Origin of the sequence: Nocardioides sp. (genome assembly GCF_050699375.1) — a bacterium.
Taxonomy (GTDB): Bacteria; Actinomycetota; Actinomycetes; order Propionibacteriales; family Nocardioidaceae; genus Nocardioides.
Window position 1 is genome coordinate 1 of the sequence record NZ_JBOHDN010000030.1, and the last position, 12,628, is coordinate 12,628.

Genomic DNA, 12,628 nt, shown 5'->3' on the forward strand with positions numbered 1-12,628 from the left:
GGGGAGAAGCCGCCCGAGGGGTAGTGCACGCTGGTCACGATGATGTGGAAGGACGGGTCGGCCAGCATCTCGAGCTCGACCCAGAGGCCGTGTCGGGTGTGGCTGATACCGGCCTCCCCGTCGAAGAGCTTCCAGTAGTCGGAGGCGACGTGGCGGAAGAGCTTCTTGTCGTAGGCCATGGAGACGTTGTGCTGCGGGTCGCCGCTCAGGCCGTGGCATCCGTGGTTCTCCAGCGCCGCACGCATGGCCCGGACGTAGACGTCGTTGCCGGTCTCCTGGAAGCCGGCCAGCTGGCAGCCGGTCGCGGCACGGTTGAAGGTGGCCTCGATGGTGTCGTCGTGGCGGGGCAACTCGCGCACGTTGGCGGTCGCGGTCTGGAGCGTGATGGCACCGGCCTTGGGGCGGGGGTCCTTGTCGATCGGGGTCGTCCAGGTCACGGCGGGTACCTCCGGCTTTGGGGCGGTCGGGTTCTTGAGGCGGTTCATCTCCGCGCCGACTGCATCCCGGAAGGCGGACATGTTGAAGGTCGGGTCGATCTTCCCGGTGACACTGGTCTCCTTGTGGCCGCGCACGGTGTTGACACTGTTGCCGGTGACCTTGACGGAGAGGACGGCGGCGAGCAGTTCGTAGGCGTCGCGCTGGACGATGGGCCAGGGCTCACCCACGCCGTCGTTGAACGCCTCGATGCCGATGTAGAGCGTGTTCCCGTCACCGGCCGCGACGGTTCCGGACGACTTCGCTCGACCGGCGTGGTTCGAGCGACCGGCGGCGATGAGGTAGACCGTGCCGTTGCGCGCGAGGCCGATCTGTGACAGCGGGCCGGGGAGGTCGCTGCGACCTACGCGAAGCAGGCGGACCACGGCGGCGTCGCTGGACGACTTCCGAGTGGCCGTGTGGTGGCACAGGACGCCGACCGGGGCGAAGGAGCCGGGTCGCCCACGGTCCCTCCAGCCATCGACCTCGACGACTTTCAGCCCGGCGTCCCTGAGGATGCTGGGAAGGTTGCTCGGCAGGTTTGCCATCACTCGTCACCCGCCCGAGCGATCGCCGCGTTGCCCCAGAACATGACCTCTTCGAGGTGCGTGATGGCCAAGGCCTTCTCGCGACCCTCGGGCACGTTCTCGTTGATGAAGTCGGCCAGGGCGCGGCAGTTCTGCCGGACGCTCGTGTGCTCGTCGCGCTTCTCCTGCGTCGATGCCGCATGGAAGGCGAAACGGTGCTCGATGTCGCTGGGCTGCATGGTGTCTCCTCAGGGATGTTCGGGATGTAGGTCGACCCCCGCGCACATCCCTGGCACGGGGGTCGAGTCAGTGGTGTGCTCGGCAGTCGCAGGACTCGCTGCACAAGAGGCCGTGGTGGCCGGGGTGACCGCAGTGGCCACAGGGCATGTCGTGACTCAGGGCTCCGAGACGATCTCTGTCTTCGGGTGGCCGCTGGTCCATGACTAGCCGCCGAATGCCTTCATGGCTGTTTGCACCAGGGCGCCGCCGACGAGTGCGACGGCGGCACCGATGCCTGCCGAGAACCCCATGCTTCGCCACTGGACCCGCTCGACGCCCTCGACCTTGCCCTTGATGGTGGTCAACGACTCCGGTAGGCCGACGAGGCGTAGGGAGTTGAGATAGGCGTCATGCTCGGCGACCTGTGCGGCGACCGGGTTCAGCGTCTGCTTGATGCCGGAGAGCTGCTCGGTGATGGTGCCGAACTGCTCCGCGGTGCGCTGGTACTGCTCGGACGGCGTGATGACGACGGAGCCTTCGGGGATCTGCTCGGGCAAGGGTGGCCTCTCGTTGGGCCCCGTCGGGTTGCGGCGGGGTCGTGGTGGGTCAGAGAATCTCGTCGACGACAAGCACCATGGGGTTAAGGTCGCCGCGCGAGGTGGATGTGCCGCCGCCGCCGGACATGGTCAGCACGACGTTGTAGGTGGTCGCTCCGGTAGTCCCGGTGTAGGTGAACTCGCCGAAGAACATGACGCCCTCGGTCCGGTTGGCGACGCGGTGGTCCTGGTAGTGGCGGGCGAACTCGGTGCCGCCGACAGACGCGCTATCGCCGTGCTTGAGGTAGTTCACCGTGAACCCTGCGGCGGCGTTGGACTGGACCAGCCCGTATCCCGTCGCCCTGTAGATGCGCCCGTTGACGGGGTTGACGAGTGTCGCCGTGCAGACGTTGGCCTCGGTGGTGACGGCGGGCTGCGCGAAGTTGACGCCGCGCGAGTTGAAGCGGATGACCCCGATGTTCGCCTTGGTTCCGTCGAAGGGGTTCATGCGAGCGTCCCTCCCTGCTCGGCGACGATGGAGGCCAGGTCGCGTGCGGTGGCGTCGACCGGGGTGCAGGTCACGGCCCGCTCGGAGACGTTCCACGACGTGATGCCCAAGACGATCGACGGCGTGGTGCTGACGCCCGAGTCGGGGTCGAACTGGCCCAGGAGGCGGACCCGCTGCCCGGCGACGATGCGCGCGAGGTGGGGGCGGCCACGGACCTGGTCGGCGCCGATCTCGAAGGCACCCACGGCACCGGCAGCCGAGGCGGCACGGGCCAAGATGGCGTCGGAGATGGTGGTCACCCGCGCCGAGGTCAGGCCGCCACGTTCGAGCAGGCTGACGGGGACGACGGGGAGCCCGGAGCCGGTGGTCGTGGTGGCCTTGGTGCCGAAGGAGTTGGCCCAGCGCGCGACGATGGTCCCGGCCAGCCGGTCAGACGCCGAGGCGAGGACCTGCGTCGTGGGCCGCATGTCCCACGTGACGGCGGTCGGGTCGGCGGTGGCGTAGACGCGGCGGTAGGGGTCGACTCCCCAGCGCAGGCTGTTCTCGGCGGTGTAGGCATCCAGCAGGGCGGCCACGGCGTTGAGGCGGTCGCTGCCATCGACGGTGGACGAGTCGGTTCCGGCGTAGGCGACGCTGGAGATGGAGGTCGGTCGGGTCCAGTCGAGCCACCCGAGCGCGATGGCCTCGTCGATGGCGGTGTCAGGAACAGTGGTTGTCATCCCCGAGGAGTTCATGGCGGGCGCGGCCTCGGCCAGGCGTGCCGACCCGGAGGCGACGAAGCGACCGTCTCCACGGTTCATCTCGGTCAGGGTGCCTGCCCAGATCTGCAGGGACCCGAGCAGGACCTCGACCTTGGCGCCCTTGACGATCCCCGCGAGACGCTGGCGGGGACGCAGCGCCATCGACCAGGCCGCCTCCCAGCAGCCGAAGGGGTGGCGGTGCTCGATGACCATCTCGCCGGTCGGGGCGTGCGTCTCGGCGGGGATGCCAGCGACTCGGATCCAGGGGCGCTGGGCGTTGGACGGCACCTCAGGCCTCCATCGGCTCCGCGGCGGTGGCCAGCGCCGCGGCGTAGACGTCCCAGCGCGGGAAGAACTCGATGGCGACCGAGAGTCCGGGCGTGGTGGCCGTGTTGATGACGTTCACCTGTGCGTCCCCGTCGGCGGGGTCGAAGCGGTGGGCGGCCCATCCGGTGGGGATGATCTCGCGCACGGTCGTGTTCGGAGCGGTGCCGGAGTGGGCGAGGTACTGCTGCTGGGGGCGGTCGGCTGCGGCGGGGATGATCTCGAGGCTGGTGACCTCGCCGGAGAGCCCAGCAGCGGCGAAGTCGATGGTGGAGATCTGTCCGTTGTCGACGTCGGCCAGCCATGCCTCGTCGATTACCCAGGACCCGGTGTCGTCGTTCTTCCAGAGCTGGACCTGCACAACCGCCGAGTTGGTTCCGCTGACCGCGACGTGCGTAGCCGGGAGGTTGAGCAGGCCGAGGTCAAGCGGGAAGTAGGGGTGTGTCGTGGCCGTGGCCTTGAACTCTCTTGTTCCGGTTACGACGCTGTGCTCGACAGGTGTCCCGCCCGGGTCCTCGATGACGCTGGCGCGGTAGGTGAAGGTATCGGTCTCCCCAACGGTGAGCACCGCGCCGTTGACAAGCACGGTGAACAGGTAGGTCGCCTCCGGCAGTTGGGACACGGGGACCTGGAACGTCTCTATGGCGGCGTCTGACTCCTCCGACATGGCCGAAGTGAACCCGGATACCGAGGCTGCGTTCGAAGCCTGGGTGTGTCCGTCCGTCCGGTAGGCGCGGAGTCGCGTGAAGCCGCCGACCTCGGAGCCGGAGTGGATGACGAGGTGGTCCCCGAGCGGGTTGCCGTTGTTGGTGACCTCGATGGTTGCCTCAGCAGGCATGGAGCCGACGAGGGACACCGCACGGGAGACCGCGCGGCCGGTGCCCGTCGTCAGGCCGGACACGGTCGCGATCTCGTTGACGTCGAGACGCGCCTCGGACCAGCTCGGGACGAAGGCGGCCGTCAGCTTCGCCGTAGAGACGGTCGTCGTCAGACTGGACGGCACGGCGAAGTGGTAGACGAAGTACGAGCCCGAGGTGCCGCTGGCCAGGTGGCTTGCGGGGATGCCGTCCAGTTCCAGCGTGAGTGGCTGCTTGGCCTTGACCCGGATGAAGCGGTGGCTGCTCACGTCGATGGAGTTGGTGTAGGTCAGGTTGACATACACGCCCTCCGCGTCGATCACAGGCACAGTCGAGGTCGAGCCGTGCGGGAAGACGTCCCCGCCCGAGGCGGTGACCGCCCCGAGGCCGGTCTCGATGGAGACTCCATTGACTCCCTGCCCGGACCCCCAGTAGTACGTCAGCCCGCCAGAGGGTGCGTTGTCGCCGTCGAAGAAGGTCGTGGTGGCGACGGTCTCCAGGTCGATCGCGGCGCCGGCGTCGAAGTACCAGAACTGCCCGGCCGGGACCGTGGAGCCCGCCTGCACGAACGGGTAGGCCCGAATGATGACCGCGCCCGCCGGAGCGGTGAGAGAGCCGCTGACCGTGGTGTATCCCGAGGTCGTCACGGCCGCCGAGATGTCCTCGGACAGGCCAAGGGTGTTGCCCGAGCCGTCGAACCAGGCGACCCTGACACCGCCGGTAGTCATCCCGCTATGCCCAGCCTTGACCGCCACGGCGAACGGGTATTCCTGCCCCGGGTTCACCGAGATGACGGTGGAGTAGAGGTAGGAGCGCTCCCCCACAGACAGCGCGTCGGCGGTGATCCGGGCGACCTTGGTCGGGTCGGGTGCCGCGCCGTCAGTGATGACCTTGCCGTCGGACGTGTTCGTGTAGAGCGTCCAGGGCGAGATGCCGATGGTGTTCTCGAACGATGGGTTCAGGAACAGGTTGCGCCGGGTGACGTAGCGGCTCGTCGTGGACCAGCCTGTCGTTGCCGCACCCGTGGCGACGACCGTCTCGCTGTACGCGCCACCGACGGCGAGCCCGGGGAGGCTGACGGCGGTTTGCGAGCGCGGGAACGGCTTGCACCTCAGGGTCAGCATGTACGCGCGCCGGTGGAGCCGCTTGCTCTCGAGGTCGTCGTACATGTGCTTCGAGGTCGCGATGACCACGTCATAGACCGTGGGCGCGCCGCCGTCCGGGGTCAGGGTCAGCGGCCGGATGCCAGGCTTTCGGCAGGTGGCGATCAGGCGCGCGGCCCCGGCATCGAGCCCGGCGCGGGTCGGGGATGCGATCTCGACCTTCAACGGCAGGGTCGCCGACTCCCAGCCGGTGACCTCATGCGATGCGCCGTCGAACAGGTCCGAGGTGACCGTCGAGACGATGGCGTCGGCGTTGGTCAGCTCGGTGCCGTCGTCCTTCCCGGCGGCCTCGAAGAAGAAGCCGTCGGTGGCAATCGCCGCTGCCTCCTCGGCTGCGTCAGCCAGAAGGAAGTTCAGGTCATCGAACCACAGTGACGTCATCGCCGGTCCCTCGCTCCCTTGCCTGCTGCTGCTGCGGCCGACTCCCGCTTACGGGTCGCCTCGGCCTGCTTGTGGTTGCGGTTCAGCTGCGCCTTCAACGTGGACAGGTCCTGACGCAGCCCCGACAGTTCTGAGGTCGCGCGGCGCTGCTCGTCGGCGTAGATGGCCGTGCTGTACAGCGAGGACGCCACGGTGGCGTGGCGTGCGGTCTGGAACAGCCGCTGGGACTGCAACATCCCGGCCTTGGACTGCTCGTTGAACATCTTCGCGGCGGCCAGCGGGTCCTGAGACCGCAGAATCTCGGCCACGAAGTTGTCGCTGGCCCCGTTCTTACGCAGGTTCGCGATAACCCGGGTGAGCTGCTGGGCGTCGGCAGCCTGCTGCTTCCACTGCTGCTGCGCGAAGGCCGCGGTGCCGGACTGTGCGCCGCCGCCCCATACGCTGTCCGAGCCGCCGCTGAACCAGTCGCGGGTCAGGGAGCCCTCGACCGAGGACCGGAGCTGGTCGCGCCTCTGGGTCCAGGAGTCCAGGCTGCTCTTGGCCTTGTCGATGGCCTTCTCGGTGCGGTTCATCGACTTCTCGATGCGACCGGCCGCACGGTCCAGGGACTTGCCGTGACGGTCCAGGGAACGCGCCACCTCGGCCCATCCGCGCGGGGAGTGGACCATGTTGCCGAAGCCTGCGACCCGGCCTCCGCCGTTGGCGTAGGCGGTGATGCGACCGGCAGCGGCGGGGAGGATAGAGGCACCGAGACGGTCGGCGGCCATGGCGAGGATGTCCAGGTTGCGCTCACGCTCGCCGGGCTTGCCGGAGATGTAGGCCTCCCAGCCCGTCTCCTTCTCACCCCACAGGATGTTCGCGCCGCCGTCGACCATCATCGGGCGGCGGGAGTAGTAGCGGCCATCCGTGCCGAAGCCGCCGTCGGCGAACATCTTGGTGCCGTTGAGGTGGAAGCCACCATCGGCGTCGGGCACGAGGCTGGACTGCTTGCCCGCCATGTAGATGGACTTCTGCATGGTGGTGACCGTGACCGTCTTGCCGCGCAGGGAGTCGATGACCGCCTGCACCGCGCGGACGTTGGAGACCGCGTTGCCGATGTCCACGGTGATCTTCTTCGGAGGCACGCGCATGTTCACGTAGTTCCGGATGGCGTCCTGCCCACGGCGCCATGCGGCATTCGCGCGGGCGATCTGGGCGTCGGTGGCGTTGGCGAGCTGGGCCATGCGTCGGGCGCCGGCGGGACCTGCCTCGTTCAGGGAGGCGATGAGGCCTTGGTCGAGGCCCTTGCGTGCGGCACGGGCGGCGTTCTGGCCGAAGCGCTCGAGGTCGCGGGCCGACTTCTCCATCTCCGCGAGCCAGCCACCCAGGGAGACCTTGGCGTCATCGAGGGAGTCGCCCAGGTTGATGAACTGGTTGGCGGTCTGGCGGGCGGCGTTGCGCTGGGCCTGCATCGCCGCGGACTGCACCTCAGCGGCACGGGCGGCGGCAGAGGCATCCTCGGCGAAGTTCGAGGTCGCATTGCCAAGGATGTCGAAGCGGGCGGCACCGTCGTCGGCGAGCTCGCCCATCTTGATCAGCTGGTTGTTCAGGTTGCCGTCGAAGAAGCCCGCCTTGGTGTTGAGGATCGCTTCCTGCTTCTCCGGGCTCAATGCGTCGAAGTAGGCCATCCAGGCGTCCTTGCCCTGGGCGACCGCCTCGGTTACCTCGGTGACGCTGATACCTGCCTGCTCGAGCGCGACAAGCTGGTCAGCTGAGATCTTGCTCTCGACCTGGGCCAGGTTGTTCTCGGTGAGAGCGCCCGTCTGCTGATCGAGAGCGTCGGCCCACCCCAGCGCCCCCTGTGCGGCCTCTGCCTGGGCGGCCTTGTAGTCGAGAATCAGACCGATGCCAGCACCAGCAGCAGCGCCCCACGGACCGGCCATGGTCCCGGCGAGGCCGAGCATGGCCGTGTTCTGGAGGCCGATGCCTGAGGCTGCACCAGAGGCGGCGATGCCGACGGCACCGACCAGGGCGGCACCCTTTCCGATGCCCGCCATGCTCGACTTCACTCGTCCGGCCGCGGCGCTCATCCGGGCGGACTCGCGCTCAGTGCGGGCTCCAGCGGTGCCCCATCCGGCGGCCAGGGTCCCGAGGTCGGTGCGCATGCCACCGAGAGATGAGCGCGCACCACTGATGGCGGGGGTGACCCGGCCCATGATGGCGGTTCCTGCGGTGGCGGCCTTGTTGAACGCGAGCATGGCGATAGCGGCGGTTGCCAGCGGCGGGCCGATCGGCGAGGACGCGATGGCCGTGAAGACCTGCAGGACCGCGGTCAGGATCGGCAGGACCGTCGAGCCCCAGGGGGCCAGGGCTGTGGTCAGGGCGACGATGGCATCCACGAGTGCGCCCAGGAACTCGGATGCCTGCGGGCCGACCGAGCGGATGTAGTCGATGAACCCTTCGAGGTTCTCGCCGTTGGCCGTCCACTCGCGCAGCGCTTGCGAGCCCTCCAGCATGTTCGCCGTGAAGTCACGAGACAGCGGGGCGAAGGCCACCATGAGGTTGGCGAAGGAGGCAGCGACGTTGCCCGCCGAGCGCGCGAAGGCGTCCAGGGTCGGGGCGGCGTCGGTCTGGAGGTAGTTGAAGAACTCGCCCCAGTCGGCGTCGGTCGAGAGCGCCTCGCCAGCCACCGCGGACAGGTCGCCCATCTCGGTGGCGATGCGCGAGACGATGTCGGAGACCTGAGGCAGCAGGGTCAACAGGTCGCTGATGCCCTGCTCCATGCCGGGGAACATGCCCTCACCTGCGACCCGCTGCAGCTGCTCGAGGTCGCCACCGATGGAGTCCAGGAAGGTCACGAACTGGGCACCCGCCGGGCCGAGACGGTCCAGCTCCTGCTCGAGCTTCGCCAGGTTCTCGGCGGTCGGGTCGAGCTGGTACTGGTTCAGCGCGTCCAGAGAGTCACCGACGCCGTTGAACGCGAGCGCCGCGACACCAGCGGCACCGGCAGCGGCACCGAGCCCGGAGGCGAGGCCGGTGATGGCCGGGACTGCGGAGCCGGCCAGCGGGATGAGGGCGGGACCGATGAGCGCGCTCGCCTGGGCCATCACCTTGAGGCGGCCCGAGAAATGATCGATGTCAGCGGCACCGCGGCGGAATGCCGAGGTGCCGCTGGTGACGTCAGCGCTGAGGCGACGGGTGGAGATGCCCGCACGCTCGGCGTTGTCGCCGAGCCGGTCCATGCTGCCCGAGAGCAGGGAGGCCTGAGCGGCAGCACGAGCGGCGCCGGTGGAGAACTTGTCGTCGAGGACGAGACGGACCCGCTCAGTGCGTGTTGCCATCGCTCACACCCCCCATCTGGGCTATGTCCGGCATGCCCCATGGGGCGTACCGTGATTGGTTATGACGACAACTCCCACCGAAACCCCAGGCCAGAACGCATCCGGGTACGTGACTGCCGGATGGATCTTCGTAGTGCTGTTCCCGTTCGTCGGGCTCTGCATCGGCGTGGACGCCTACACCAGGGGCCGCAAGGTCGAGGGGCGGCAGATCATGGTCGCCGGAGGGATGCTGTCCCTCTTCTGGGTCGTCGGTGCTCTGCTGCTGATGGCGGCCTAGCCACTGGCCTCCGCGGCCGTCTGCGCCTTGATGTAGACCTTCCGGCCATCACCCGGGCGCGGCACTCCGGCCTTCGCGTTCTCGTCCAGCGAGTCAGGGAGCGTCTTCTCGTGCCCGTTGTCCTTGGCTGCCAGGTGACGCTGGTACATGTCCGCACCGGCGCACGTCGGGCACTGCGCATCGGTGAAGGTGTAGAAGTCGACGTCCTTGCGCATCCGCGACGTGTGGACGCCGCAGCCGTCGCAGACGGCCTCGTCGTGGAGGTCGAGCGCGAGCATCTTGTCGCGCTCGTAGTCTTCCCACTCGACCTCGGTCGTGGTGACCTGGGCGCCGTCCTCGTCGGTGACGGTGTAGCGCTTCGGCTCCCAGCCCATGAGCCGCTTGTGCGAGATCCCGAGCTCTCGCGCGAGCCTCAGCTGACGGCGGAATCCTCCGTCGTCGATGAGGCGCTCTGCGATTTTGGGGCCAACGTCGTCGAGCCCTCCTGCAGCAGGATGACCTTGCGACAGATCTCGTTCTGGTCGCCGGGAGAGATGGCCTCGAGCACCGCGGTACGGTCCTCGACGGCAACCTCGTCGCCCTCCCACAGGTGGAGCCAGCGGCCGAGCTCCGAGAGCAGCGCGGTGGAGTCCACCAGGCCGTAGCCGATCTGCCGGTCAGACTCGTTCATCACCCGGTCGTCGCCAGAGCCAGCCCAGCGGACAGGGTGCTCGTCCTTCCACAGCGCCCACTCGCCGCTGTGGATGGCCTTGACGGTGAGCATGCCGGTGGAGTCGCGCTGCTGGTCGAGCAGCGCCTTGAGCTTCTCCTCGGCCTCGGTGATGCGAGGGTCGGGTCCGTCGCCCATCTTCGGCTTCGCGGTGGTCTTCTCTCGCGCCTCTGCTGCAGCGATGCGGAGATCGCCGAGCTCGGTCTCGATGCGCACCATCTCGTTGGTGAGGTCCCAGTCGAGGCAGATCGGGATCTCGCGCGTCGGGAGCGTCTTGGGGCGCTGGGTGCGCAGGTCGGCGAGAGACTTGGCCATCAGAGGCCTGCCTTCGTCACGATCGCGTCGAGCAGGGCCTGCGGGACGTCGAGGTCCAGGACGTCGGCCGCCAGTTCGACGGTGACGACGGACGGCTTGTCAAAGCCGTCCGGGCAGACCGCAACCTGCAGGTCCAGGACCGACCGCGTGAGGTCGACGCCATCGACGACGAGGGACGCCTTCGGGGCGTCCGCGTCGTGGTGGATCAGTACGTGTGCCATGTGATGCTCCATGCCTGATGCCTGATGAAGACTGCGGCCCGCTCAGGCAAACGGGCCGCAGTCGTCTTGGTCAGGCCGCAGCGACGGTGCCGGAGATCGGCTCGTCGTATCCCGGAGCGAAGGCGCAGGTCTGAGTCATGATGAACTCGCCGCCCTCGTCGTCAGCGGACGGGCCGGGGACCTGCGGACCGAGCTCGACCGGCCACAGGAGGTACTCGTCCCCCGTGGTGATTGCGGTCTTGCCGCCCTTGCCGAGACGCTGCAGGAGGTAGACCGTCGCACCCTCGACGAGCGCCTCGTAGGCCTCGTTGCCAGCCGTGGCGGGCGTACCCACCGACTGCGGCAGGTAGGTGTACATCAGGTCGGGCGTCTGCCAGGTCGAGACACCGAGAGCCTCGGTGGTCTTGGTCTGGCACATCTTGCGCTGGCGGGCGACCTTGTTGGTTTCCGCGGTCGCGTACCAGTCACCCACCACGTGACAGGTGATGTTGTCGCTGGCGGTGATCTCGGCGAGGATGACGGCCGCGTTCGAGGCCGGAGCAGCGGTGAGCACCTGGAGAGACTCGTTGCCGAAGCTCTTCACGGTTGCGGGCATGGAGATGGTCATCGGGTTACCCCTTCTTGTTCGGGGCGGACTCGGAGTCGATGACCGCCGCCTTACTGGCCGCCGCTTCTGCGACGGAGACTGTGGGCTTCACCGGGCGGCCACCGCGGGCCGTCTCCGGCCTCGGGCTGCCGTCGGCCAGGTGGGTCGCCTCGTCCTTGAGGACCTCGAGCTTCTTCGCCTTGGCGTAGGCCGCACCGACGTTGAACTCGCGGTCGCCCACGCGAACGCGGACCAGTTCCTGCTGGGACATGAAGTGCTCCTTGGGCATGGGTAAGGCCCCGCCGTTTGACGGGGCCTGAGGGAGTGGATGGGCTACAGGGTGAAGGTGTAGGAGGCCATGCCCGAGTGCTTGCCGTCGTCGGGCTTCACGGCCTGTGTGGTCTCGTGCGCGACCGGAGTAGAGGTCTCGCCGTCGATGACCAGCAACGCCTCTTCGATCGCCTCGCAACCGCGCGTCAGGATGTCGTCGGCGTTGTGCTCGTTGTCGGCGACTGCGCGGAGGTAGGCACGGAAGGCGGTGCGGGTGCGACCGACGTGCGCGGTCTCGGTGAAGCGGCGCTCGAGGGTGAGCTGCATCCATTTCTGCGGCAGGGTGCCCGCGTTGCCGTCAGCGCCGGGAACGGTGCCGGGGGCGTATACGCTGGCGCCGGCGGGCATCGCGGGTGTCAGCAGCGCGGTCACGGCATCCCACGCGAGAGACGCGCTGATGGTCGGCGGCATCAGGCACCCGGCCAGAAGATCGTGTCGACCTCGTCATGCACGTCGCCGGCGAACTTCGGGCCGATGATGTCAGCCGAGCGCGGCAGGTCGGTGTTCTCGCCGTGACGCCAGCCGCCACCGATCATGTTGCCGTCGTGCGGGCCGTACTCGCCCTCGAGGTCGCCAGTCATCTCGGAGGTTATGCGCTTGAAGTAGTTCAGGCCGTGGGGACCCGAAGACTCCTTGGCCAGACGCTGGGCGGTGCGCTCACCGAAGGCCACGTTGTCGCGGACGATGCCGACCATGCGGGGCTTCGTCGTGGTCGCGATGGTGCGGAGGTCGGCGGCCAGGTCGTCCAGGGAGTGCTCGACGCGGATACCCATCAGGCGCTCCATTCGGTCGGGCGCTCGACGGCCATGACGGGGACACGGCGGGCGGTGGCCTGGTCGGTCCAGTCGGTCTCCAGCAGGCGGAGGACGGTGCCAGCGACAACGCCAGAGGTGATCTCGGCGTGGTCGTTGTCGGTCAGGTCCGTGGTGCTCGCCGGGACGTGGAGGTGAGGGGTTGCGCGCTCGAGCTCGGCCTCACCGGGGGACTGAGTCCGGGAGCGGGAGGCGTTGGGGGATGAGGCGATGCGGCAGGGGAGGTCGGAGTGGATGACTTCCCACTCGGGGACCTGCTGGTTGTCCTCGTCGATGACCATGTTTCCGGTCATGCGGCGGATGGTGCAGCGGGAGGTCATGCGGGCCTC

At 68.3% G+C, this 12,628-nt stretch carries 16 protein-coding genes; 1 reads left to right on the forward strand and 15 read right to left on the reverse strand.

Features of this window, described 5'->3' with window-relative positions; all coding sequences use genetic code 11:
• From ACRDPS_RS01425 to ACRDPS_RS01455, 7 genes are all read right to left on the reverse strand, one after another.
• Window positions 1–1,022 (reverse strand): peptidoglycan recognition protein family protein (locus ACRDPS_RS01425; protein ID WP_431499830.1); only part of this gene is annotated, 1,022 nt, incomplete at its 3' end.
• The gene (locus tag ACRDPS_RS01430; protein ID WP_431499831.1) at window positions 1,022–1,240 is read right to left on the reverse strand and encodes a DUF7681 family protein; all 219 of its coding nucleotides are present in this window, start codon (window positions 1,238–1,240) and stop codon (window positions 1,022–1,024) included. The genes ACRDPS_RS01425 and ACRDPS_RS01430, both read right to left, overlap by 1 nt.
• Before the next feature lie 204 nt (window positions 1,241–1,444).
• Window positions 1,445–1,777 (reverse strand): hypothetical protein, encoded by a 333-nt coding sequence (locus ACRDPS_RS01435; protein WP_431499832.1) that lies wholly within the window; start codon window positions 1,775–1,777, stop codon window positions 1,445–1,447.
• Window positions 1,778–1,826: 49 nt separating this feature from the next.
• Window positions 1,827–2,264 (reverse strand): hypothetical protein, encoded by a 438-nt coding sequence (locus tag ACRDPS_RS01440; protein ID WP_431499833.1) that lies wholly within the window; start codon window positions 2,262–2,264, stop codon window positions 1,827–1,829.
• Entirely contained in the window at window positions 2,261–3,292 is a 1,032-nt protein-coding gene (locus ACRDPS_RS01445; RefSeq protein ID WP_431499834.1) for a hypothetical protein, read from the reverse strand. Before ACRDPS_RS01445 ends, ACRDPS_RS01440 begins: the two co-directional genes overlap by 4 nt.
• A gap of 1 nt (window position 3,293) precedes the next feature.
• Window positions 3,294–5,729 (reverse strand): hypothetical protein, encoded by a 2,436-nt coding sequence (locus ACRDPS_RS01450; RefSeq protein WP_431499835.1) that lies wholly within the window; start codon window positions 5,727–5,729, stop codon window positions 3,294–3,296.
• Entirely contained in the window at window positions 5,726–9,049 is a 3,324-nt protein-coding gene (locus ACRDPS_RS01455; protein ID WP_431499836.1) for a hypothetical protein, read from the reverse strand. The genes ACRDPS_RS01450 and ACRDPS_RS01455 overlap by 4 nt, the downstream gene beginning before the upstream one ends.
• Window positions 9,050–9,110: 61 nt before the next feature.
• Between ACRDPS_RS01455 and ACRDPS_RS01460 the strand changes: the two genes are divergently transcribed.
• The gene (locus ACRDPS_RS01460; protein WP_431499837.1) at window positions 9,111–9,326 is read left to right on the forward strand and encodes a hypothetical protein; all 216 of its coding nucleotides are present in this window, start codon (window positions 9,111–9,113) and stop codon (window positions 9,324–9,326) included.
• Here ACRDPS_RS01460 and ACRDPS_RS01465 read toward each other — a convergent pair.
• The 8 genes from ACRDPS_RS01465 to ACRDPS_RS01500 all read right to left on the reverse strand — a co-directional run.
• Window positions 9,323–9,700: a hypothetical protein gene (locus ACRDPS_RS01465; RefSeq protein WP_431499838.1), complete on the reverse strand. Its 378-nt coding sequence runs from the start codon at window positions 9,698–9,700 to the stop codon at window positions 9,323–9,325. The genes ACRDPS_RS01460 and ACRDPS_RS01465 overlap by 4 nt on opposite strands.
• A gap of 38 nt (window positions 9,701–9,738) precedes the next feature.
• A complete protein-coding gene (locus ACRDPS_RS01470) occupies window positions 9,739–10,350 on the reverse strand; it encodes a hypothetical protein (protein WP_431499839.1) in 612 nt (203 codons plus the stop codon).
• Window positions 10,350–10,571: a hypothetical protein gene (locus ACRDPS_RS01475; protein WP_431499840.1), complete on the reverse strand. Its 222-nt coding sequence runs from the start codon at window positions 10,569–10,571 to the stop codon at window positions 10,350–10,352. The genes ACRDPS_RS01470 and ACRDPS_RS01475 overlap by 1 nt, the downstream gene beginning before the upstream one ends.
• Window positions 10,572–10,641: 70 nt before the next feature.
• Window positions 10,642–11,178 carry a hypothetical protein gene (locus tag ACRDPS_RS01480; RefSeq protein WP_431499841.1) on the reverse strand — a complete coding sequence of 179 codons (537 nt, stop codon included), beginning with the start codon at window positions 11,176–11,178 and terminating at the stop codon, window positions 10,642–10,644.
• A 4-nt stretch (window positions 11,179–11,182) separates the two neighbouring features.
• Entirely contained in the window at window positions 11,183–11,428 is a 246-nt protein-coding gene (locus ACRDPS_RS01485) for a hypothetical protein (protein WP_431499842.1), read from the reverse strand.
• A gap of 62 nt (window positions 11,429–11,490) precedes the next feature.
• Window positions 11,491–11,898, reverse strand: coding sequence for a hypothetical protein (locus tag ACRDPS_RS01490; RefSeq protein WP_431499843.1), 408 nt, complete (start codon window positions 11,896–11,898; stop codon window positions 11,491–11,493).
• Window positions 11,898–12,260: a hypothetical protein gene (locus tag ACRDPS_RS01495; protein WP_431499844.1), complete on the reverse strand. Its 363-nt coding sequence runs from the start codon at window positions 12,258–12,260 to the stop codon at window positions 11,898–11,900. The genes ACRDPS_RS01490 and ACRDPS_RS01495 overlap by 1 nt, the downstream gene beginning before the upstream one ends.
• Window positions 12,260–12,628, reverse strand: a 369-nt coding sequence (locus ACRDPS_RS01500; protein ID WP_431499845.1) for a DUF6093 family protein, incomplete at its 5' end; no start/stop codon positions are given. The genes ACRDPS_RS01500 and ACRDPS_RS01495, both read right to left, overlap by 1 nt.

Bases quoted from the DNA above. Each gene is read 5' to 3' on its own strand.
- ACRDPS_RS01475 (WP_431499840.1), bottom strand. From the start codon at position 10,571: ATGGCACACGTACTGATCCACCACGACGCGGACGCCCCGAAGGCGTCC.
- ACRDPS_RS01470 (WP_431499839.1), bottom strand. From the start codon at position 10,350: ATGGCCAAGTCTCTCGCCGACCTGCGCACCCAGCGCCCCAAGACGCTC.
- ACRDPS_RS01460 (WP_431499837.1), top strand. From the start codon at position 9,111: ATGACGACAACTCCCACCGAAACCCCAGGCCAGAACGCATCCGGGTAC.
- ACRDPS_RS01430 (WP_431499831.1), bottom strand. From the start codon at position 1,240: ATGCAGCCCAGCGACATCGAGCACCGTTTCGCCTTCCATGCGGCATCG.
- ACRDPS_RS01485 (WP_431499842.1), bottom strand. From the start codon at position 11,428: ATGTCCCAGCAGGAACTGGTCCGCGTTCGCGTGGGCGACCGCGAGTTC.
- ACRDPS_RS01450 (WP_431499835.1), bottom strand. From the start codon at position 5,729: ATGACGTCACTGTGGTTCGATGACCTGAACTTCCTTCTGGCTGACGCA.
- ACRDPS_RS01465 (WP_431499838.1), bottom strand. From the start codon at position 9,700: ATGGGCTGGGAGCCGAAGCGCTACACCGTCACCGACGAGGACGGCGCC.
- ACRDPS_RS01495 (WP_431499844.1), bottom strand. From the start codon at position 12,260: ATGGGTATCCGCGTCGAGCACTCCCTGGACGACCTGGCCGCCGACCTC.
- ACRDPS_RS01440 (WP_431499833.1), bottom strand. From the start codon at position 2,264: ATGAACCCCTTCGACGGAACCAAGGCGAACATCGGGGTCATCCGCTTC.
- ACRDPS_RS01480 (WP_431499841.1), bottom strand. From the start codon at position 11,178: ATGACCATCTCCATGCCCGCAACCGTGAAGAGCTTCGGCAACGAGTCT.
- ACRDPS_RS01490 (WP_431499843.1), bottom strand. From the start codon at position 11,898: ATGCCGCCGACCATCAGCGCGTCTCTCGCGTGGGATGCCGTGACCGCG.
- ACRDPS_RS01455 (WP_431499836.1), bottom strand. From the start codon at position 9,049: ATGGCAACACGCACTGAGCGGGTCCGTCTCGTCCTCGACGACAAGTTC.